The organism is Acidimicrobiales bacterium (assembly GCA_022452035.1).
Classification (GTDB): domain Bacteria; phylum Actinomycetota; class Acidimicrobiia; order Acidimicrobiales; family MedAcidi-G1; genus UBA9410.
Genome location: JAKURV010000016.1, coordinates 31,706 through 53,155, shown reverse-complemented (window position 1 = coordinate 53,155; position 21,450 = coordinate 31,706). Strand labels below are relative to the sequence as shown.

Here is a 21,450-nt window from a genome sequence, read left to right as displayed (position 1 = left end):
AACGCCACCTCCACCTTGGCGTTACCGCCCTGGAAGTACAACCGCAGCGGGACCAGGGTCAGCCCCTCCAGATTCATTCGTTCCACGATGCGACGAATCTCGGCCCGGTGCAACAGCAGTTTTTTGGGGCGGTCCGGGTCGTGACCCATGCCCTCGCCGCTCATTGAGTAGGGCGAGATGTGCAGACCAACAAGCCACAGTTCACCGTTTTCTTCGCGGCCGAACGCTTCGGCGATCTGGACCTTGGCGTCTCGGAGCGACTTCACCTCGCTGCCGCGCAGCACGAGGCCGGCCTCCCAGGTGTCAAGGAGGTCGAAGGCGTGTCGGGCCCGGCGGTTGGTGGCGACCGTGCGGTCGTTGGTGTCGCTCACCCTGCCGATCGTACCGGTCGCCCGTTATGGCCCCGGGGGAGCGGGGGGTCCGCCGTTAGCCTTCCGACCGTGGCCGAGACCCTGATCCTGACCGAGGACGTCTACCGGGCCATGGTCGACCGCGCCCTGACCGAGACGCCGAACGAGGCCTGTGGGCTATTTACCGGGGCTCCCGGGAGCCTGCAGGTCGACGGCTACCACCCGATGGCCAACGCGGCCGATCCGGATGAGGCATGGAAGCTCTATTTACTGGACGGCCAGGAGATGCTGGACGTGGAGGCGGCGGCCGACGCTGACGGTCGGGCCGTCCTCGGCGTGATGCATAGCCACACTCACACCGAGGCCTACCCGTCACCCACCGACGTGGCCGACGCCTCGCGCTTCGACCCTTTCGGGGCCTGGATCTTCGTGATCGTGTCGCTGAAGCATCCCGATCCGGTGCTCCGGGCCTACCGGATCCTGGACGGTGAGATCACCGAGGTGCCGGTCGAGGTTGAACGGGGCTAGAATCCTGACCAGATCGGTCACCTTTAGATCGGTTGCCTCCGAACCCAGAACGACACCCCATGGCCGTCCACCCCTCCGTACTCGACCTGATCGGCGACACACCGATCGTCGACGTGAGCGAGCTCAGCCCAAACCCGTCAGTCCGCCTGCTGGCCAAGATGGAGGGCCAGAACCCGGCCGGCTCGGTCAAGGACCGCATCGCCCTGGCCATGGTTGCCGACGCCGAGGCCGACGGCACCCTGGTGCCCGGCCGCACCATCATCGAGCCATCTTCCGGGAACACCGGTATCGCCCTGGCCATGATCGCCCGCATCCGCGGCTACCCGATCAAGATCGTGCTGCCCGAAAACGTGTCGCCCGAACGCCGCCAAGCCCTGGAAGTCTTCGGAGCCGAGATCATCCCGTCACCCGGCGAAGAGGGCTCCAACGGCGCCGTCCGCCTGGCCCGCCGGCTGGCCGACGAGAACCCCGAGTGGGTGTTTCTCTACCAGTACGCCAACGAGGCCAACCCTCAAGCCCATTACACGACCACCGGGCCGGAGATCCTGCGCGACGTCCCCGACATCACCCACTTCGTGGCTGGCCTAGGTACCAGTGGAACCCTCATGGGGGTTGGGACCTACCTCAAGGAACAGAAGCCCGACGTACAGGTACTGGCCGTCGAGCCGCCCTCCGGCGAGCTCGTCCAGGGCCTTCGCAGCCTCGACGACGGGTACATCCCGCCGGTCTTTGAGAAATGGGGCGGCTTCGATCTGCTGGACGGTAAACGCATCGTGCGGCCCCGGGAGTCCATCGAATACACGCGCCGGCTGGCCGACACATGCGGTATCTTCGCCGGCCTGTCGGCCGGAGCGGCCCTCGCCGGAGCGGTCCGGGTGGCCGAGCAGGTCCCCGAGGGAGAGACGGCCACCGTGGTGTTCGTCGTTTGTGACGCCGGGTGGAAGTACCTTTCCACTGGCGCTTGGACCGACGACCTCGATGAGGCGGCGGCCAACGCTGAAAGCATCATCTACTTCTAGGGCGACCGGCCACCGGTCGCCGACCAGGAGGCCACATGCGATCTGACGGACGCGCCGACGACGAACTGCGACCGCTGTCCTTCGAGCGGGACTTCACCGAGATGGCTGCTGGCTCCTGCCTGGTCACATTCGGGCGGACCCGGGTGCTGTGCACCGCCTCACTGGGCGACGGCGTCCCCCCATGGCTGCGTAATACCGGCCGGGGCTGGGTGACCGCCGAGTACTCGATGCTCCCCGGGTCCAGCAACGAACGGATCCGCCGCCGCACCTCGGGGCGCGACCAAGAGATCCAACGGCTTATCGCTCGCTCACTGCGGGCCGTGGTCGACCTGGAGGCCATGCCCGAAGTGGAGGTCACGGTGGACTGCGACGTGCTCCAGGCCGACGGCGGCACCCGGACGGCTTCGATCTGCGGCGGCTACGTCGCCCTCCACGACGCCTTCACCCGGATGGTGGCCGACGGCACCCTGCCTGCTTTGCCGATCCTTGACGAGCTAGCCGCCATTTCGGTGGGCATCGTGGACGGGTCGCCCCTCCTGGACCTCCCGTACTCCGAGGACTCCACCGCCGAGGTGGACTTCAACGTGGTTATGACCGGCTCGGGCCGCTTCGTCGAGGTGCAGGGCACCGCCGAGGGACGGGCCTTCGACCGTTCCCAACTCGACGCCCTGGTCGACCTGGCGGCCACCGGGATCTCCCGAATCGTGGACGCCCAAAGAGCTGTCCTGGCCGACCCCCCGGCCGCCCGCCCCTGACTGTTGGAGATGGCCCACCACACCGCGTCCCCGACCACGCCGTGACCAGTCGGCCCCAGCTGGTGGTGGCCAGCGCCAACCCCGACAAGGTGGCAGAGATCGCCCTGGTCCTCGACGGACTGGTCGACTTGGAACCCCGACCGGTGGACCTCCCCGACGTGGTCGAAGACGGCGACACCCTGGAGGACAATGCCCGACTGAAGGCCGTCGCTGTCTGCGAGGCCACCGGTCGGGCTGCGGTGGCCGACGACACCGGTCTTGAGGTCGACGCTCTGGGCGGGGCGCCCGGCGTACGGTCAGCCCGCTACGCCGGCGACGACGGAGACGCAGTGGCCAACACGGCCCGGCTCCTATCCGAGCTCCACGGGATTCCCGCCGGCCGGCGCACGGCCCGGTTCCGCACCGTGGCCCTCGTACGACGACCAGACGGCACCGAGGTAGTGGCCACCGGAACGGTGGAGGGTCGTATCGCCGAAGCACCGACCGGCGACGGCGGCTTCGGCTACGACCCAGTCTTCGTGCCCGTCGAGGGCGACGGCCGGAGCTTCGCCGAGATGGGCGACGAGAAGCACGACATTTCGCACCGAGGTCGGGCCTTCCGGATTCTGGCCCGGCGCCTGGCCACCGACGACTGACCGCTGACTAGCGGGATCAGTTCGGCGAGACCGGCGCCTCGGAAAACCGGCGCCCCAGGAAGCGGTCGAACTCGGCGTCGGTCACCGGCTCGGAGAAGTGGAACCCCTGGGCCAGGTCGCACCGCAAGCGTCGGAGGCTCCGCAGCTGCGACTCGGTCTCCACGCCTTCGGCTACCACCTGCAGTCCCAGGCTGTGGGCTAGAGCCACCGTGCCGGTCACGATGGCCGTGTCGTCCCGCCCCTCGTCACCATCCTCCGGGTCGTCTAAGCCGGAGACGAACGACCGGTCGATCTTCAGGAAGTCGATGGGGAAGCGCTTCAGGTAGGCCAGCGATGAGAAGCCGGTCCCGAAGTCGTCAAGGCCTATCCGGACCCCGAGGGCGGTCAGCTCGCTGAGGACCATCTCGGTCACTGGGTTGGCGGCGATCAGGGCACTCTCGGTGAACTCCAGGGCCACCTGCTCGGGTCGGACTGCGTTGTCGGAAACCGCGTCAGCCACCACGGCGGGGAACGCCGGGTCGGCCAACTGGCGGGCTGACACGTTGACGGCCACGCTGAGCGCCGGGCCGTCGCCGACCCTCCGAGCCTCCCAGGTGGCCAGGCGGCCTACGGCAATAGTCAGCACCCGGGCCCCCAGGTCGGCGATCAGGCCGCTGTCCTCGGCGATGTCGATGAACTGGGCCGGCTGGAGCAGCTCGCCAGAGGTAGCACGGATCCGGGCCAGCGCCTCAGCGCCGGTCACCGCCCCGTCCGAAAGGCGGACCACGGGCTGGAAGTGCGCCTCGATCCGGTCCTCTTCCAGGGCGGCCCGGAGCTCCTGTTCGACCGAATGGCGGCGTACCGCCTGGGCCCGTAGGTGGTCCCCAAACAACTCGGCCCGGTCCCGGCCCTGTTCCTTGGCCCGGTACATGGCCGTGTCGGCGTCCCGTAGGAGGTCGGCTGGTGTCTCGGCGCCGTGGGCCACGGCGATTCCCACGCTGGCCGACACCACAGTCGAGTCGCTGCCCAGCAGGATGGGGCGGGCCAAGGCCGTCCGTACCCGCTCGGCAGCGGCCAGGGCGTCGGTGGTGCGGACCATGTCGCCGATCACCACCACGAACTCGTCCCCACCTAGGCGGGCCACCGTGTCGCCGGGCCTCACCGTTTGGAGCAGCCGTCGGGCCGCCTCACGGAGCAGGTCGTCACCGGCGCCGTGTCCCAGCGAGTCGTTGACCACCTTGAACCGGTCCAGATCCAGGAACAGCACACCCACCATTCGGTCGTGGCGGGCCGACCGGTGCAGGGCGTCCTGCAAGCGGTCCAGGAGCAGTGCCCGGTTGGGGAGCCCGGTTAGCTCATCGTGAAACGCCCGCTCCTCGAGTTGAGCCGCTACCTCCACGCGCTCGGTCACGTCTCGGGCGTTGACCACCACGCCGGCCACCGCCGGGTTGCCCAGCAAATTGGTGGCCACGATCTCCATGTGGCGCCAACCGCCGGTGGCGTGGGCGATCCGGGCTTCGAAGGCCGGTGACATACCCGGTCGGGCCACAACCTCTCCGGCTCGTTCGGCCAGTTCGCCAACGTCGTCAGGGTGTACGAGTTCGCCCACCGGCACGCCCTCCATCTCGTGGGCCTCCCGGCCCAAGATGCGGGCCACAGCCGGGCTGGCGTACAGGATCCGTCCGTCCTCGCCGATGACGCACACCAGGTCCGAGGCGTGCTCCACGAGAGCGGCCAGGCGCATCTCGGTGGCCTCCACCCGCTGCTGGGCGGCGTGGAGGTCAGTCAGGTCGCGGGCCATCATCGAGATGGCGTCCACTACGCCTTCGGCGTCGCGGTGGGCCACCAGCACGGCAGACACCGGGACCGCCGGACCATCGCCAATCAGGCGCAGCTCACCCCGCCACGTCCCTCCGCTGCGCACGGCGGGCAGGGCGGTGGTGGCGTACTGGGCCTGCGACCAGCCGTCCAACAGGTCCAGCAGCCGCGGGGGAGTCGCGCCAGCCCGGCCGCCGATGTGGTGTTGCATGGCGTCGTTGGCCCACACGACCAGCTCGCCCGACGGGTCCAAAACGGCCACTGGGTCGGGGCTGGATTCCAGCACCCGCGTCAACTCGTGGGCTCGTCGGGTCTCGTCGACCTCGTCGGAGACGTCGGCAACGGTCAGCAGCGCGCCGCTCGGACCACCTGGGCCGGTCAGAGGCACTGTGGATAGGTCCAGCCACCGGGCGGTCCCGTCGTCATTCAGTAGGCGAAGACGGCCGCGGAGGGCCACCCCGTCGACTAGAGCCCGCCGAAGGTCGGCCAAGAATTCCGGGCGACCATCCGGGTCGATGATCGTGGTCCAGCCCTCGCCTTGGGCGTCGACTGGCTTCTGGCCGGTGGCCTGCCCCCACTGGGCGTTAACCCGCACCAGCCGGCCGTCGGCGTCCAGGCGGGCCATCCCCGACGGGGCGGCGTCGACCAGTGCGTCGAGGACCCGGAGGTCGGACGACGCGTCAGGGGATGGTTCAGTCACGTGCGGACGGGGGGACTCGAACCCCCACGCCTCTCGGCGCCGGCTCCTAAAGCCGGTGCGTCTACCAGTTCCGCCACGTCCGCGTTTGTGAGCCTACGGGCCGGTAGTCATCGGCTGGGGCTCAGCGCATCTCCCCACGTCGAACGATTACCTGATCGATGATCCCGTACTCCCGGGCTTCCTCGGCGGTGAACCACCGGTCCCGGTCACTGTCAGCCTCGATCGTTTCCACCGACTGGCCGGTGTGGTCGGCGATCCGCTCCTGGAGCATCTTCTTCGTGTATGCCATCTGCTCGGCCTGGATGGCGATATCCGACGCTTGGCCCCGGACCCCGCCCAGGGGCTGATGCATCATGATTCGAGCGTGGGGCAAGGCGTAGCGCTTGCCGGGAGCTCCAGCGCATAGCAGGAATTGGCCCATCGAGGCGCCCAGGCCCATGCAGATGGTGCCCACTTCGGGACCCACGAACTGCATGGTGTCGTAGATAGCCATGCCCGATGTCACCGATCCACCGGGCGAGTTGACGTACAGCCAGATCGGCTTGTCGGGGTCCTGAGCCTCCAGGAAGAGCATCTGGGCGATGATGAAGTTCGCCACGTCGTCGTTGACGTCGGTCCCCAGGAAGACGATTCGGTCCTTCAGGAGGCGGGTGTAGACGTCGAAGCGCCCAAGTTCCAGGCTTTCGGTATCGCCAGCCGCGGCGTGGGGCAGGAGAGGGGGAGAGAAAGGGGTGTCCATGACGGCGCAGGGTAGCGGCGTGCCCGGTCAGGCCTGCGCCGCTACGGCACGGGCCCGGAGGTCGGCCACAGCGTGTTCGAGACCTTCGTCATCCCGGAACAGGGCGCTGCCCGACACCAGCCGGTCGGCACCAGCGGCCACTACGGCGGCCACCGTGGTCGGGCCGATGCCGCCGTCCACCTCGACGGCGCAGTTGTAGCCGTCGAGCAGCGACGCCACCTCGGTCACCTTGGATTCCATGGATTCAATGTAGGACTGCCCGCCGAAGCCCGGGTTAACAGTCATAACGAGGACCACCCCGATCAGATCGCGCACGTTGCGGATCACCTCGGCCGGGGTGTGCGGGTTCAGCGCCACGCCGGGGGTGGCTCCCAGGTCGGCGATATGGGCCAGTGTCCGGTGGAGGTGATCGCAGGCCTCGACGTGGACCAGCACCGTTGAACAGCCCGCCTCCACGTAGCGTTCCACCAGGCGGTCGGGTTCCACGACCATCAGGTGGGCCTCGAACTCCAGGTCGACCAACGGTCGGGTGGAGGCGATCACGTCGGGACCGAAGGTCAGGTTGGGGACGAACACGCCGTCCATGACATCCCAGTGGATGAGATCCACCCCGGCCTTCTCCAGGGCCATGACTTCGTCACCCAGGCGAGAGAAGTCGACTGGCAGCACCGACGGCGCGATGGAGAGGGGACGGGGCACGGCTCGACCCTAACCGAGCGCCCCGGTCGGCCTACGGCGGAATCGGAGGCCCTCGGCGTACGGGTAGAAGTCGGGCAGGTCGCGGCGGGCCAGGCTGTCCTGGACCCCTTTCCAGAAGGCCGGGGTGTACAGATCGGAGTGCACCTCGTCGAACCGCTGACGGACCTCGGGCGACACATCGTTGGGGAAGGCCATGAAGGTCGGGAACTGCTCAGGGAACACGTCGCCCGGCTCGATGGAAAACCAGGGCTGAGAACGCATCTCGTCGGACGGGTCGTCGGACTGGGGGATGGACCGGAACCGGCACTCCTCCAGTAGTACGAGTTCGTCGTAGTCGTAGAAGACGACGTTGCCGTGGTTGGTCACCCCGAAGTTCTTGGTGAACAGGTCGCCGGGAAACACGTTGGCCGCCGCTAGGTCTTTGATGGCCCAACCCCAGTCGATGGCCGCCGTCACCGCCTTGTCGGTCGTCATTTCTCGCAGGTAGAGGTTCAGGGGATACACCTGCCGCTCGCTGTAGACGTGGTTGATGACCACCCGGTCACCGTCCACCCAGACCGAATCGGCTGCGGTGGCCAGCAGGTCGTCAAGCAGCTCGGGGTCGAAGCGGTCCCGGTCAAAGGACAGGTTCTCAAACTCCCAGGCCTCCACCATGCGGCCCACCCGGTCACGGTTGTACACCAGGGCGTAGCGGCGTTTCACCGCCTCCCGAGTGGTGTTTTTGGGTGGATCGAACCGGTCCTTGATGATCTTGAACACCACGTTGAACGACACCAGCGTGAAGACGGCCATGACCATGCCCGGCGTGCCTCGTGTACGGACGAACTTGTCGTGGGAGTGCTCGAGGTGCCGGTACAGGGAGCGGTAAAGGCTGGTCTTGCCGTGCTGAGGGAAGCCGACCGCTGTGTAGAGCTCGGCGAGAGACTTTCTAGGCAGCAGTGACTTCAGGAAACCCACCAGCTCCGACGGGTTAGGCCACTCCACGAAGAAGTACGACCGGGTGAAGCTGAACAGGCGGCTGGCCTGGGACTCGGTGACCAGCACCGTGTCGACCCGCAGGCCGTCGTCCTCATGGAGGATGGGGAACACGATGGGGGTGATCCGGTTGAGCTGGCTCAGGCGGCCCACCAGGTAGGCGGCCTTGTTTCGGTAAAAGACGGGTCGCAGCATGTCGATGCCGTCGGCCTCCAGGCTGTCCCACTCCTCGAGGAGGTAGGAGTCGATACGGGCCGCCACCTGACGAGAATCGGCCTCCAGGTCGGCCCATGGGGCGCCGAAGTCGAAGGCCTCCAGGATCTCGCGGACCATGGCCGCTGTGTCCCGCACCCGGGTGGCCGTGGTGAAAAGTTCGGCCCGCCCCTCGCCCCGAGGGACTGACGTGGCACCGAACCAGCGCAACTCCACATCGTTGTCCACCCCGATGGTGGTAAAGACCCTTCGGGTCACCGAGTTGAAGAAGGTCTCGGCCAGCACAAGGTCGGACCGCTGGGCTACCCGGTGTTTGTAGTGGGATCGACCGGTCCGCCATGCGCCGCGCCGATCGGCTACCTCGTCGACCAGTGGTCTGACGCGCTCCACAGTCTGGAGGACGGTGGAGCGGTGGAAATCCAGGCGCTGGCGAGAATCGTCGTCCTGCTCGGTCCACTCCCGCTCGGCGAAATGTCGCTGGGCCCGCTTGGAGACCTTTCGAAACGCAGCGATGTAGTCCACGAACCCGGCCAGGATCGTGTCGGCGATCTGTCGCCCTGCCGCCTCGGAAGTGGGTTCGTCGACCATCAGTCCGGCCCTTCAGCCTCCGGACCGGCGAACTCTTGCCAGCTGGGGTCAGCGGCGGGCAGGGTGCCCAAGCCGTCGTGGTTGCGGGGCCAGTCGGCGGGCGGAAGGCCCAGGGGATTGGTCCCGACCTCGGCTCCGTAGAAGAGCTGGTGGATGCGACGCACGAAGAGCCAGGCGCCGTCGACGCGTCGGTAGGTGTCGTCATAGCGGATGGCCTGGTGGATCCACCGGTCGCCGTCCTGAACCTCGGCCTTGCAGTACACGTGGCCGCTGGCGTCGTCGGACCCCTGCAGGTCGATCTGGTGGGTGCCCACGTTGAGGATGGTCACCCCGACGGACCGTAGCTGCCTATCGAAGGACTTCCGGAGAGCGTCGCGTCCGCTGGCGTCGCGTCCCACGTGGACGTCGGGAACGAACAGGGCAACCAGTGCGTCGAGGTCTCGGCGGTCGGTGGCTACCGCGTAGCGGGCCACCAGTTGGCGGATCTCGGCCTCGGCGACCAGGCGGTCCAGGGGCGATACCCCGGCCGTCACGTTCCGCCTCCGCTCACCCGCTGGTCGGCCCATCCGCCCGGTGTACGACCGTCGGTCCTGACCCGTCGGGAGGCGAACTGCCATGCGTCGTCAACCAGCCGGTAGGCGTCCTGGTAGCGGCCCCAGTGGTCGATGCCCCGGTCGGTCATAACCGTGAAGTAGGCGTGCCCGGTGGCGTGCTCCCGATCGGCGACAGCGAGCAGGAGCCCAGTGGTGTGGTGTTGGAGAAACTTCGGCCCGGCGGCATCGACGACCGAGTCCCGGGTGTCGGTGAAGATCGACCGAATTGCGTTGACGCCTTCGTAGGTGGCGCCATCGCCGATGTCCATAGAGGCATCGTGGGCGAACAGGGCCAGCAACTCGTCGAACCGACCCCGGTCGCCGTGAGCGTTGTAGGCCGCGACGAGGTCGCGAATCTGCTCGCGGGCGTCAAGTTCCCAGACCTCCATGGGGTCCTTCCCGTTCGGGGTCGACCACTAGCGTGCCCGACGATGGGCCACCTCAACGACATCCGCAACCGATTTCCCGGTATTCCAGGTGACTGGGCCCGTTTCGACGGCCCGGCCGGGACCCAGGTGGTGGACTCGGCCATCGAAGCGGCAGCTGACTGGCAGCGGAGCGGCGACAATGCCAATGCCCATGGGGCCTTCGCCGCTTCGGCGGCCTGCGACGCCTTGGCCGAGCGGACCAGCGCCTCAATGGGTCGGTTGCTGGGCGCCGATCCGGCGGGCATGGTGTTCGGCCCCAGCACGACGGCCAACATGATGGCCCTGACCCGGGCCGTAGCCCGCGACCTGGGACCGAGCGACGAGGTGGTCTGTACGACACTGGACCACGACTCGAATGTGGCGCCGTGGCTGCTTCTGGCCCGGGACACGGGGGCCAAGGTACGCATGGCCCGGTTCGACGCCTCGACCGGTCGCCTTCCAATCGAGGCGGTGGTCGACCTGGTAGGGCCGGCCACCCGGTGGGTCGCCGTTACCGGTTCGTCCAATGCCGTGGGCACTATCCCCGATACGGCGGCTATCACGGCCGCCGCCCACGCCGCCGGCGCCCGGGTGGTGGTTGACGGCGTGCACCTGACACCGCACAGGCCCGTCGATGTGGGCACCCTGGGCTGCGACGTCCTCACCACCTCGTCGTACAAGTGGTACGGCCCGCACGCCGGGATTATGTGGGTGGAGCCTGGCCTGCTCGAATCCCTGTCTCCCTACAAGGTTCGACCGGCGCCCGACACCGGGCCGGGGCGTCTGGAATACGGCACCCCGTCGTGGGAGGGTCTGGCCGGGATTGACGCCGCGGCTTGTTTCTTGCTGGACGTGGGCCTGGAGGAGATCGCCGCCCATGAGGCGGAGCGGTTCGCCCGTCTGCTGGACGGCCTCCACGAGATCGACGGTGTACGGGTGGTGGGTCCCCAGGACACCGCCGACCGGGCCCCGACTCTGATGTTCGAGGTGGCGGGGAAGTCTCCGGCCGCGGTGGCCGAGTTGCTGGCCGACGCCCAGGTGGCCGTGTGGGACGGCCACAATTACGCCGTGGAGGCCATGGTTCCGCTGGGACTGGACGCCGAGGACGGCGCGGTGCGGGCCGGGATCAGCGTCTACACGACTGACCACGACGTGGACCGCCTCCTGGCCGCGGTGGCCGACGTGGTCGACCGGCCGGTGTCGGTAGACCGGGCACAACCTGCCGGCTGACAGGGGGAGACCCTGGCCGGGGGCTGCTGGTACTACTCGCCGGAGGCCTGACGCTCTGTGAACTGTCCGATCAGGCTGTGATGGTAGGTCGGCTAGGTTTCTGACGGACCGTCAGGTACGGCAGACTGGTAGCCCATGGGGACTCCGGACGTCGAGCAGGCCGTAGAGGACGACTGCAGGAGAAAGCGGCCCCTGGACGGCATAAGGATCTTGGCCGTCGAACAGATGGCCGCCCTACCGTTTGCCACCCAGTTGCTGGCCCGCTTGGGGGCTGAGGTTGTCAAGGTCGAGCACCCGACCACCGGCGACAGTGGCCGGGGCTCCCACCCCGCCGTGGCCGACCCGGACGGACGGCCCGTAGGTGCCACCTTTCTGCGCAACAACCTGAACAAACGCAGCCTGGCCATCGACCTCAAGCAGCCCGAGGGCGTAGACCTAGTCCTGCGCCTGGCACCGCGCTTTGACGTGTTCGGCGAGAACTTCCGAGCCGGCACGGCCGCCCGTCTAGGCATCGGCTACGAGGCGGTCCGGGCTACCCACCCAGCGGTCGTATACCTGTCGATCTCCGGATTCGGACAAGACCCGGCCTCTCCCTACCGGGAGATGGGCGCCTATGCGGCGATCGTCGAGGGCATGTCCGGGATCTACGAGTACAAACGGGCCCCGGGGCGGCCTCCGGCCGCCAACCCTGTCGGTGCGCTGGGCGATATCAGCTCGGCTCTCTTCGGCGCGGTGGGAGTACTGGCCGCCCTCCGCCACCGGGACCACACCGGCGTCGGCCAGCACATCGATGTTGCCATGCTGGACGCCACGGTGGCCATGACCGACATCGTGGCCAACTTCCACTCCCTGGGTGTTGAACGGGAGTGGGGGAGCGGCATCGGCATCGTGGAGACGTTCGCCGCCTCCGACGGGCACTTCGTGCTGCAGTGCGTACGCGAGCACCACTTCGCCACCTTGTGCACCGAGATTGGATGCCCCGAATTGGCCGACGACGAGCGCTTCGCCACTCGGGCTGGATGGCAGGACCACCTAGACGACGTGCTGCGCCCGGCCATCGAGTCATGGGCCTCTGACCGGCCGCTGGCCGAGGTGGTGGGCATCCTGTCCGGCGCCGGGATGGCCTGTGGTCCATCCCAGACCAGCGCCCAGGTGGTGGCCGACCCGCACCTGGCCGTTCGCAACATGCTGGTCGAGACGCTTCCCTCCGACGAGGGGAACCCTGTCCTGGTACCCGGTAACCCGGTCAAGCTCTCCGAGGTACCCGAGGTCCCCGACGAACGAGTTCCGTGGCTAGGAGAGCACACCGACCGAGTACTGGCCGACGAGTTGGGACTAGGCGCTGATGAGCTAACTGACCTCCGGTCCCGCGGCGTCATCGGTGCCACCTGACTCGGCGCCTACTCTGGCTTCCGAAAGGGAATGGCCGGCGATCTGGGAGGGGGTGACGATATGGCGGAGACCCGCCGACTGACCCAGTTCAGCCACGGCGCCGGTTGAGGCTGCAAGCTCGCCCCCGGTGAGCTGGCGCACGTGGTGCGCCGTTTGGCCCCCGTGACCGATCCCGACCTGCTAGTTGGTGTCGCCACCGGCGACGACGCCGCCGTGTGGCGCTTGGACGACCAGCGAGCTCTGGTGGTCACGGCCGACTTCATCACACCGGTCGTCGACGACGCTCGGACCTGGGGTCGCGTGGCGGCCGCCAACGCGGTATCCGACGTGTACGCCATGGGAGGCCGGCCGCTGCTGGCCCTCAACTTGGTGGGGTGGAACAGCGAGGAGCTGTCGAGCGATCTACTGGCTGAGGTCCTCCTCGGTGCGCAGGACATCGCGGCTGAGGCGGGGTTTGTGATCGCCGGCGGGCACACCGTCGACGATCCGGAGCCCAAGTTCGGCCTGGCCGTCGTGGGCGAGGTCCACCCCGACCGCGTCCTGACCAACGCCGGGTTCCGACCCGAAGACGTCCTGGTCTTGTCTAAGCCGCTGGGCGTAGGCGTGACCACCACGGCCATTAAGCGGGGCGACGCCCCTTCCGAACTGGTGGCCGAGGTCTTGGACTCCATGGTTCGTCTCAACGACGATGCGGCCCGGATCGCGGTGAAGGCCGGCGCCACCGGTGCCACTGATGTGACCGGCTTCGGTCTCTTGGGCCACCTCGGCCGGGCACTGGTCGAATCCGGCCTGGACGCCCGCCTGGAGGTGGCCGCCGTGGCTGTTCCGGACGGGGTTCGGGCCCTGGCCGAAACGGGGGCCATACCGGGAGGAAGCCGACGGAACCTGGCTTGGGTCGATGAGCGACTAGACCGCGGAGGTGTCGACGAGATGGACATTCTCGTGCTGGCCGACGCCCAGACCTCCGGGGGTCTCCTGTTTGGCGTCGCCGACGACAAGGTGGATGACGTGGTCGAGGCTCTAGAGGCCACCGGTCATCGGCCGTCGGTGATTGGACAGACCGCAGTCGGCGAAGGCCTTATCACCTTGGGCTGACGGGCCCCGTCGCCTTCGCCGACCTAGGGTCGTCTGGTGGCCCGTCGTCTCCCTCTGGAGATCCCGCAGTCGGTCGAAGAGCTGACAGCGGGTTGGTTGACCGACGCCGTCCGTTCCTCTGGTCTGGCCCGGGACGCCCGCGTGGTGGCCTTCAAGGCCGGGAGCCCGGGTTCAGGCGTGGGCTTCCAGGGCCAGACCATCCGGGTCTCGCTGGACTGGGACGTCGACGAACCGGACGCTCCGGAGGCCGTGCTCGTCAAGTTTCCCAGCGCCAACCGGGGCAACCGTGGCCTAGGCGAGGCCGAGGGCGCCTACGACCGGGAGTTTGACTTCTACGAGCGCTTCTCGGCCGACTTCCCGGTACGGGTGCCGCGCCTCGTCTACTCGGTGCGGGACCCCGGGGCCCCACAGGCCGCCCGGAAGCGCCAGGAGCGGATCGTGAACGGCCTTCCGGCTCCGCTCCTCCGCTTCATCGGACGTCACGCTCGACGGCTCCTCCGAGCCTCGAACCGCCGCTACGTCCTGGTGCTGGAGTACGTGCCCGACGCCCGGGTCACCACGGCCCTGGACCTACCCCCCGAAGACGACCTATCGACCATTCTGGCCACCCTTGCCCGTATGCACGCTCACTATTGGCGCCGATCGGTGCTGGCCGACAAGACGGTCATTGAGTGGTCGATGGTTACCCAGATGCCGAACGCCATGAACGGCGTATACCGGGCCTGGCGTGATGACGTGGTGCTCCGGGACCCCGCGGTGTTCACGGAGCGGTTCATGCGTCACGCCGACTGGTTTAGGGACCACATCGTCGAACTGGTGGTTCACCTGGACGAGCCACTCACGTTCCGCCACGGCGACTGCCGGACCGACAACATGCTGTTTGCCGCCGGCGGTCTGGTTCTGGTCGACTTCGGCGTCATGGGGTCGGGGCGGCCGGCCGGCGATGTCGCCTACCTGCTGTCGGAGACCATCCCGCCGGGTCCCGGAGCCCGGGACACCTTCCTCCGGCTCTGCCGCGAATACCACGTGGCTCTGGTTGCCGCCGGCGTTGACGATCACCCGTTGGACGAGTTCCTCGAAGACTGCGACATCGTGCTGGCCCTCCAGGCCTACCGGGCGGTCCTCATCGAGGGCGCCTACGAGGCGGACTACGGCGGCGATTCATTGGCCCACCTGTGGGGGCCCCGCATCGGGTCCCTCCTGTGCAAGGAGCCACCCGACGGCTGACCGGCGGCAGTCCAGGTCAGCGAATCCGCGGATCGGGACGGTCGCCAGAGTCGAACCCTGCGGCACCTTCCAGGAGCGCTGCCTTGTCAGTAGCCGTGCTCAGGATGGAGGCTGCCATGGTGCGGCTCCCCAGGCGACCCAGGTCCTGAGCGGCCCAGATGGCCCGCAGAGTCCCCTGCACGGCCTGCGGCGGGTTGGCGGCGATGGATGCCGCCAGGCGGGCTGCCGCGTCCGCCAGGTCGTTAGCCGCTACTACCTCGGTGACCAGGCCCATGCGCAGAGCTGCCTGAGCGGAGATCCGCTCGGCGTTGCCGGTCATCGACATGCGGACCACCTCACCGAACGGCATCCGGTCGAGCATCTTCATAGGCTCGTAGACGGCAGGCATCCCGTAAGTCACGTGGGGGTCGAAGAAGGTGGCGTGCTCAGCGGCGATCAGGATGTCGCACTCGCCGAGAAAGTAGAAGGCGCCACCGCAGGCCATGCCGTTTACGGCAGCGATCACTGGCTTCCAGAGGTCGTTGGACTTCGGACCCAGCCAGTCGCCGGGATCGTCGTACATGAAGTTGTTGGACGTGCCGTACAACGACGGCGAGTCGTCTAGGGCGGTAAACGGCTCGTTGCGGTCAATGCCCACGCAAAAGGCCTGTTCGCCGGCCCCTGTCAGAACGATGACGTGAACCTCGTCGTTAGTGCGTAGCGACCGCCACAGGTTCCGGCACTCCTCCCGCATCAGCGCTGTGAAGGCATTGTGGGCCTCTGGTCGGTTCAGGGTCACCCAGGCCACATGGTCCCGTTCCTCAATCACCAAGGTTTCGTAGTCGGCCATCGTTGGTGCCTCCGGTATCCATCGGGGTGGTACCTCTGGCCAGATGGTAGGTCGAGACGATCTTTCGAGTGGTCGTCGGACCGTCCACCCAGCCGGGCCGGTGGATTCGGTCGCCGGTACCCTTAGAAACGGGTCGAGACCGTCCGCCGTCTTCCCCGTCCGGGAGGGGCTATGAGCGAAGAGTTGGAATACCGGCCCTTCGACTGCGACAACCACTACTACGAGGGTCCTGATGCCTTCACGCGTCATGTGCCGGCCGCCATGCAGCCGCGGGTGGTCCAGTGGGTGGAGGTGGACGGACGGCGACACCATCTGGTCGGCGGCAGGCTCAGCCGGGCCGTGGTGAACCCGACGTGGAATCCAATCGCCAAGCCCGGTGCGCTCCACCGGTACTTCCGAGGCAATCCGGACGGCAAGACCCCCATGGAATACCTGGAGGATCGAGAACAACTACCTACCGCCTACGTCGAACGTGACGCCCGGGTCGAACGGATCGAATCCCAGGGCCTCGAGGCGGTCTGGTTGTTTCCCACCCTCGGCGTGCTCTACGAGGAACTACTCAAGCACGATGTTGAGGCCGTGGTGGCCCTCATGCGGGGGTTCAACCGTTGGCTAGACGAAGACTGGGGTTTCGACTACCGGGACCGCATCTACGCCGCCCCGTACCTTTCACTAGCCGATGTAGACGAGGCGGTGATCGAACTGGAGTGGTGTCTCGACCAGGGAGCCCGCCTTATCGTCATGCGACCCGCCGCGGCATGGACCGCTGACGGGCCGAGGTCACCCGGGCACTCGGCGTTCGACCCGTTCTGGGCACGGGTAAACGAGGCAGGGATCACCGTCGTCGCTCATGCCGGCGACAGCGGCTACACGACACACGGGTACGCAGGCGGAGGGGGTTTCGGGCTGAACATGAAAGGTCGATACCGGCCCTCCATCAAGGCGTTCAACATCGAGCGGGCCGCGCATGACTGGCTGATCACCATGTCCCTGGAGCAGATGTACACCCGGTTCCCGGGCCTTCGGGTTGTCTCGGTGGAGAACGGGTCGGACTACCTGGCCCTCCTTCTCCGAAAGCTCAGCCAACAGGCCTCGAGGGCGCCGGGATGGTTCGACGACGACCCGGTCGAGCTGTTTCGTCGACACGTCTGGATGAACCCTTTCTGGGAGGACGACGTGTACGAGCTGATCGAGCTCATGGGGGCGGATCACGTGGTGTTCGGTTCGGACTGGCCCCACATCGAGGGGCTCCCCAGCCCGCTGGACTACCTGGCCGAGGTCGAGGAGTTGGACTACGGCGACCGGCGGCTAGTGATGCGAGACAACACGCGGTCGCTCACCGAGTTGCGGCCTGCCTAAGACGACCGACGGAGGACAAACCGTGGCCGAATGGGATCCGGAATTAGCCGAACTGGGCGAGCGGGAGGCGCTGGCTGAGCGGATGGGCGGCGAGGAGAAGGTCGCCCGACAGCATGAACGGGGCAAGATGGACGTGCGCCAGCGCATCGATGCCCTGGTCGACGAGGGGTCGTTCCACGAGATCGGCAAGATTGCCGGTAGCCCCACCTACGACGACGAGGGTGCCCTTGTCGACTTGCGGGCAGCCAACTTCCTGTTCGGTCGGGCCCGCCTGGATGGCCGCACGGTGGTGGTGGCCGCCGACGACTTCACAGTGCGCGGAGGGGCGGCCGATGCGGCGATCATCGGCAAGCAGGTGGCCGCCGAGAAGATGGCTGGCGAACTGCGGCTCCCCATCGTGCGTCTCATCGACGGCACAGGAGGCGGAGGGTCGGTGCGGACCATGGACTCGGACCCGTCCAAGAAAGTCTCGGACGGCGACGGGGGATACGGCCGCGGCGCCCGGACCTACGTGCCGGTGAACCCGGGCTGGGAGCACGTGGTGACCAACCTGGCCACCGTGCCGACTGTGGCCCTGTGTCTGGGATCGGTGGCTGGCCTGGGAGCGGCCCGGGCGGTGACCAGTCACTATTCGATGATGGTGAAGGGGATGTCTCACCTCTTTGTCGCCGGCCCACCTGTGGTCAACCGGTTGGGTGCCGAACAGGTCGACAGGGAGGACCTCGGAGGCAGTCGGATTCACACCCGGAACGGCGCGGTCGACGACGAGGTGGGCTCAGAAGCCGAGGCCTTCGAACGGACCCGCCAGTTCCTTTCGTACTTGCCGTCCTCGGTATACGAGGTGGCTGAGCGGGGACCGACCACCGACGACCCAGATCGCACCGACGACTTCCTGGCCGACCTGGTGCCCCGAGACCGCCGGCAGGTGTACCGGATGCGGGTGATTATCGACTCGGTAGTCGACGATGGTTCGTTCTTCGAGATGGGGAAGGCCTTCGGTCGCTCCGCCATCTGTGGGTTGGCTCGCCTGGATGGGTGGCCAGTGGCCCTGATGGCTGGGGACCCCTATCACTACGGCGGAGGCTGGACGGCCGACTCGTCGCAGAAGGTCTGCCGGTTTGTGGACCTGGCGGAGACGTTTCACCTACCGGTCGTCCACCTGGTGGACAACCCGGGGTTTGTGATCGGGACGGAAGCCGAAGAGCAGGCCACTATTCGCCACGGGGCCCGGGCGCTGGCCGCTGTGTACCAGGCCACCGTGCCATGGTGTTCGATCCTGGTCCGCAAAGCGTTTGGGGTGGCCGGCGCCGCCCACTCACCGGGACACCGGTTCCAGTACCGATACGCGTGGCCGTCCGGTGACTGGGGCTCGCTGCCCGTCGAGGGTGGGGTAGAGGCCGCCTACCGGGCCGACCTGGAGGCCTCCGACGATCCCGACACTCTGCTGGAGGAGATTACCGAGCGCTTGAACAGCGTCCGATCGCCGTTCCGAACTGCCGAGGCGTTCCTGGTTGAGGAGATCATCGACCCTCGCGACACCCGTCCCCTGCTGTGTGAGTTCGCCAACCTGGCGGCGCCGCTACGTACCCCAGGCCCGACCGGGTTTCCCTACCGGCCCTGACCGGTCCGGCCCCTCAGGCCGTCTCGACGACGGCCACCGGATCGTCCTCGGAAACCCGGTCGCCTTCGCAGACCAGGATGGCGGTCACCGTCCCAGTCCGGGTCGACTCGACGGGAATCTCGGTCTTCATGGACTCCACGACAACCACGGGATCCCCGGGTGCCACCGCGGTCCCGACATCGGCCACCACCTTCCAGACCACGCCAGTGACTGGGGACTCCAACTCGACGCTGAGCACGCCCCGAGTCCATCAGGCCCGGAGTGGGCATGCCACGATGGCCGATATGGCGACCGACGCCGACCCGTGCCCCAGGGCATCTGGACCCGAGTCTGCTGACTGGCGTCAAGTAGGTTTAGGAACCGGTGGTTAACGGGATCGAGTCGCCGTCGGCCGTCCGGGCGTGAACGTCCGTGCACCCCAGGCTCCGCATAAGGACCAGATCCACGGCGTCGATCACCATCCGGATTGGCCGGGTGGTGGCCGTCTCTTCCTCGGCCCACACGTCAAACTTGTAAATGGCACCCGTAGACGGGCGTAGCAGCCAGGCGTGGGACTGCCCATCGCACGTCCGGATCACGGCGATGTCGCCGGGGAGGCCCAGCTGGTATCGGGCGCCCTCGTGGATCAACACCGGTCCCTCGTCGGTGACCAGCACCGGCGGTAATGGGGGAGGCTGCTCCTCGTCGGCTACCTGGAACACCACGAACAGAGCCGCGGCCAGGGCGACACAAGCCACGGTGGCTGCCACGGCAGCGAGCCAGCGGCCGATTCCGCTGGGGGCCGACAGGATTCGGTCCCGGAGTTCCCGCTCCGCGACTCCTTCGTCCACCGAACTAGGGGGTTCCGTGCCCTCGAGTCGGTTCGGTGTTCCCAGCGGCACCGGTTCGCCCGAGGCTTGGTCCAGGAGGACGTTGCGGCGGCGGGACACGGCGGCGACCATACCGCCGCCCGACCCCGACCCTCCAGCGCCATCCACGTCACCACCACGCCGGAACACATGAGCTGAAAGGAATGTAGATTCACCGAGATGACAGAAGGGGACACTGGGATGGCCGGAGGACCGGTGTGGATGAGCACCGAGGACGCCGCTCGACGCCTCGGGGTGGCCACCAAGACCGTCTACCGGTTCATCGACCGGGGCGAACTACCCGCCTACCGGATCGGCCGGGTCATCCGGCTCAAGGAGGCCGATGTCGAGGCCTACGAGACGTCCTGCCAGATTGAACCGGGGAGCCTGGCCCACCTCCACCGAGACTGACCGGACCCCGCAGGGAATTACTCCTACGACGATAGGGTAAATCCCGGTCGGAGCCCGATTTCGACCGACATCCGCCCACCCGCCTTAGTTGTCCGACGTCCAGTAGGGACGTCGGTGAGGTACCGCCCTGAACGCCTTCTCCGCTGAGGTCTCGGCCGGACTCCCCGGACCGGAATGGCTGGCCCAGGTCCGCCGAACCGCGTTGAACCGCCTGTCCGACGTTGAGACTCCGAGCACCGACGAAGAGGTCTGGCGCTACTCGCGTATCGGTGAATTGGACCTCGATCGGTATACGCCGCTGAAGCGACAGCGGGCCGTGGACACCGTCGTGGAGCGGGACTTGGCCGCATTTGGGCTGATGTCGGCAGTGGTAGTGGTCCGGAACGGCTGGCTGGTCGACGTCACCCTGAATGCAGAGGCGGTCGACGCCGGTGTAACAGTCAGTCCGATCGCCGACCTGGACGACGGTGCCGATCACCTAGGGGCGGCACTGGACGTGCCGGTGGACCTATTCGGCCACCTGAACCGGGCCTTCGGGCCCGAGCCGGTAGCCGTGGTCGTCCCCGACGGTGTCCGCCTCGATGACCCAGTGGTCGTGGTGGTGTTGACTGACGCCGACGACGCTGCGGTGTTCTCCCGGGTGATCGTCCGGGTCGGCGACGACGCTGCGGCCACTGTGGTTGAGCTCCACACGTCAACCGAGGTGGGGTCCCTGGTGGTACCGGTTTTGGAGGCCACCGTGGGAAGCCACGGCTACCTCCGCCACGCCGTGATCCAGGAAATGGGCCCCCGAGTTTGGCAACTGGCCCACCAGGCCTTCCGAGTGGACCAATCGGGCACCGTGGAGACGTTCGCTGTGGCTCTCGGCGGCGATTACGCCCGAACCCGGGTGGATTGCCGCTTGGCCGGTCGCGGTGCTGAAGGTCGCCTGGCTGCCGCCTACTACGGAGAGGATGACCAGATGCTCGACTTCCGAACCTTCCAGGACCATGCGGCGCCCGATACGACCAGCGAGCTGACCTTCAAGGGGGCAGTGGACGGATCGTCTCGGTCCGTGTACTCGGGCCTCATTCGGGTGAGGCCCGAGGCGGTGCGGACGAGCGCCCACCAGACCAACCGAAACGTAAAACTCTCACCGAATGCCTGGGCAAAGAGCGTGCCCAACCTGGAGATCGAAACCGACGACGTAGTGTGCAGCCACGCCTCCACCGTGTCGCCAGTCGATGAGGACCAACGGTTTTTTCTGGAGAGCCGGGGCATCCCGACCGGGGTGGCGGAACGCCTCCTGCTAGAGGGCTTCTTTGAGGACGTGGCCGCTGCCGCGCCGCATCCCGCAGTGGCCGAGACGCTGCGTGAGGCATTGGCCGAACGCCTAGATCGCCGGACGGCCGGCGAGGAGGATGCATCATGACCGGCGTGCGGGTATGTGGCTGGGGCGAA

The 21,450-nt window shown here is 67.3% G+C and carries 22 protein-coding genes and 1 tRNA gene; 12 read left to right on the top strand and 11 right to left on the bottom strand.

Features of this window, described 5'->3' with window-relative positions:
• On the bottom strand, positions 1 to 371 hold a 371-nt coding region (gene smpB, locus MK181_07220), incomplete at its 3' end, for an SsrA-binding protein SmpB (GenBank protein MCH2419589.1).
• 69 nt (positions 372 to 440) lie between these two features.
• On the opposite strand from smpB, the gene MK181_07215 reads away from it, so the two are divergent.
• Genes MK181_07215 through rdgB form a run of 4 tightly spaced genes read left to right on the top strand, consistent with a single transcriptional unit; the run spans position 441 to position 3,287 of the window.
• On the top strand, positions 441 to 878 hold the full coding sequence (locus tag MK181_07215) for a M67 family metallopeptidase (GenBank protein MCH2419588.1): 438 nt from the start codon (positions 441 to 443) through the stop codon (positions 876 to 878).
• Positions 879 to 937: 59 nt separating this feature from the next.
• Positions 938 to 1,897, top strand: a complete 960-nt coding sequence (locus tag MK181_07210) for a pyridoxal-phosphate dependent enzyme (protein MCH2419587.1) — start codon at positions 938 to 940, stop codon at positions 1,895 to 1,897.
• A 35-nt stretch (positions 1,898 to 1,932) separates the two neighbouring features.
• On the top strand, positions 1,933 to 2,652 hold the full coding sequence (gene rph, locus MK181_07205; GenBank protein ID MCH2419586.1) for a ribonuclease PH: 720 nt from the start codon (positions 1,933 to 1,935) through the stop codon (positions 2,650 to 2,652).
• 41 nt (positions 2,653 to 2,693) lie between these two features.
• A complete protein-coding gene (rdgB, locus tag MK181_07200; GenBank protein ID MCH2419585.1) occupies positions 2,694 to 3,287 on the top strand; it encodes an RdgB/HAM1 family non-canonical purine NTP pyrophosphatase in 594 nt (197 codons plus the stop codon).
• Positions 3,288 to 3,303: 16 nt separating this feature from the next.
• Here rdgB and MK181_07195 read toward each other — a convergent pair whose 3' ends face one another.
• From MK181_07195 to MK181_07165, 7 genes are all read right to left on the bottom strand, one after another.
• Entirely contained in the window at positions 3,304 to 5,784 is a 2,481-nt protein-coding gene (locus MK181_07195) for an EAL domain-containing protein (protein ID MCH2419584.1), read from the bottom strand.
• A gap of 1 nt (position 5,785) precedes the next feature.
• A tRNA-Leu gene (locus MK181_07190) sits at positions 5,786 to 5,867 on the bottom strand.
• Between the two features lie 38 nt (positions 5,868 to 5,905).
• A complete protein-coding gene (locus MK181_07185) occupies positions 5,906 to 6,523 on the bottom strand; it encodes an ATP-dependent Clp protease proteolytic subunit (protein ID MCH2419583.1) in 618 nt (205 codons plus the stop codon).
• Between the two features lie 27 nt (positions 6,524 to 6,550).
• The gene (gene rpe, locus MK181_07180; GenBank protein MCH2419582.1) at positions 6,551 to 7,222 is read right to left on the bottom strand and encodes a ribulose-phosphate 3-epimerase; all 672 of its coding nucleotides are present in this window, start codon (positions 7,220 to 7,222) and stop codon (positions 6,551 to 6,553) included.
• 9 nt (positions 7,223 to 7,231) lie between these two features.
• Complete coding sequence (gene aceK, locus MK181_07175) at positions 7,232 to 8,998, bottom strand: bifunctional isocitrate dehydrogenase kinase/phosphatase (protein ID MCH2419581.1); 1,767 nt, start codon at positions 8,996 to 8,998, stop codon at positions 7,232 to 7,234.
• Complete coding sequence (locus MK181_07170; GenBank protein MCH2419580.1) at positions 8,998 to 9,531, bottom strand: nuclear transport factor 2 family protein; 534 nt, start codon at positions 9,529 to 9,531, stop codon at positions 8,998 to 9,000. Before MK181_07170 ends, aceK begins: the two co-directional genes overlap by 1 nt.
• Positions 9,528 to 9,980 carry a nuclear transport factor 2 family protein gene (locus MK181_07165; protein MCH2419579.1) on the bottom strand — a complete coding sequence of 151 codons (453 nt, stop codon included), beginning with the start codon at positions 9,978 to 9,980 and terminating at the stop codon, positions 9,528 to 9,530. The genes MK181_07170 and MK181_07165 overlap by 4 nt, the downstream gene beginning before the upstream one ends.
• Before the next feature lie 42 nt (positions 9,981 to 10,022).
• Between MK181_07165 and MK181_07160 the strand changes: the two genes are divergently transcribed.
• The 4 genes from MK181_07160 (at position 10,023) to MK181_07145 (ending at position 14,942) form a co-directional block, all read left to right on the top strand.
• Positions 10,023 to 11,228 carry a cysteine desulfurase-like protein gene (locus MK181_07160; GenBank protein MCH2419578.1) on the top strand — a complete coding sequence of 402 codons (1,206 nt, stop codon included), beginning with the start codon at positions 10,023 to 10,025 and terminating at the stop codon, positions 11,226 to 11,228.
• 135 nt (positions 11,229 to 11,363) lie between these two features.
• Positions 11,364 to 12,620, top strand: coding sequence for a CoA transferase (locus MK181_07155; GenBank protein MCH2419577.1), 1,257 nt, complete (start codon positions 11,364 to 11,366; stop codon positions 12,618 to 12,620).
• A gap of 60 nt (positions 12,621 to 12,680) precedes the next feature.
• A complete protein-coding gene (gene selD / locus MK181_07150) occupies positions 12,681 to 13,715 on the top strand; it encodes a selenide, water dikinase SelD (GenBank protein MCH2419576.1) in 1,035 nt (344 codons plus the stop codon).
• A 36-nt stretch (positions 13,716 to 13,751) separates the two neighbouring features.
• On the top strand, positions 13,752 to 14,942 hold the full coding sequence (locus tag MK181_07145) for a phosphotransferase (GenBank protein ID MCH2419575.1): 1,191 nt from the start codon (positions 13,752 to 13,754) through the stop codon (positions 14,940 to 14,942).
• A 16-nt stretch (positions 14,943 to 14,958) separates the two neighbouring features.
• Here MK181_07145 and MK181_07140 read toward each other — a convergent pair whose 3' ends face one another.
• Positions 14,959 to 15,771, bottom strand: a complete 813-nt coding sequence (locus tag MK181_07140; GenBank protein MCH2419574.1) for an enoyl-CoA hydratase/isomerase family protein — start codon at positions 15,769 to 15,771, stop codon at positions 14,959 to 14,961.
• Between the two features lie 171 nt (positions 15,772 to 15,942).
• Here MK181_07140 and MK181_07135 point away from each other — a divergent pair, with 171 nt between their 5' ends.
• Positions 15,943 to 17,130 carry an amidohydrolase gene (locus MK181_07135; protein MCH2419573.1) on the top strand — a complete coding sequence of 396 codons (1,188 nt, stop codon included), beginning with the start codon at positions 15,943 to 15,945 and terminating at the stop codon, positions 17,128 to 17,130.
• Between the two features lie 22 nt (positions 17,131 to 17,152).
• Positions 17,153 to 18,751, top strand: coding sequence for a hypothetical protein (locus MK181_07130; protein ID MCH2419572.1), 1,599 nt, complete (start codon positions 17,153 to 17,155; stop codon positions 18,749 to 18,751).
• Between the two features lie 13 nt (positions 18,752 to 18,764).
• Here MK181_07130 and MK181_07125 read toward each other — a convergent pair whose 3' ends face one another.
• Both MK181_07125 and MK181_07120 read right to left on the bottom strand, forming a co-directional pair.
• Complete coding sequence (locus MK181_07125; protein ID MCH2419571.1) at positions 18,765 to 18,989, bottom strand: acetyl-CoA carboxylase biotin carboxyl carrier protein subunit; 225 nt, start codon at positions 18,987 to 18,989, stop codon at positions 18,765 to 18,767.
• A gap of 115 nt (positions 18,990 to 19,104) precedes the next feature.
• Positions 19,105 to 19,680 (bottom strand): hypothetical protein, encoded by a 576-nt coding sequence (locus MK181_07120; protein MCH2419570.1) that lies wholly within the window; start codon positions 19,678 to 19,680, stop codon positions 19,105 to 19,107.
• A 99-nt stretch (positions 19,681 to 19,779) separates the two neighbouring features.
• Between MK181_07120 and MK181_07115 the strand changes: the two genes are divergently transcribed.
• Both MK181_07115 and MK181_07110 read left to right on the top strand, forming a co-directional pair.
• The gene (locus MK181_07115; GenBank protein ID MCH2419569.1) at positions 19,780 to 20,010 is read left to right on the top strand and encodes a helix-turn-helix domain-containing protein; all 231 of its coding nucleotides are present in this window, start codon (positions 19,780 to 19,782) and stop codon (positions 20,008 to 20,010) included.
• Between the two features lie 202 nt (positions 20,011 to 20,212).
• Positions 20,213 to 21,421 carry a SufD family Fe-S cluster assembly protein gene (locus MK181_07110; GenBank protein ID MCH2419568.1) on the top strand — a complete coding sequence of 403 codons (1,209 nt, stop codon included), beginning with the start codon at positions 20,213 to 20,215 and terminating at the stop codon, positions 21,419 to 21,421.
• Positions 21,422 to 21,450 lie beyond the last annotated feature (29 nt).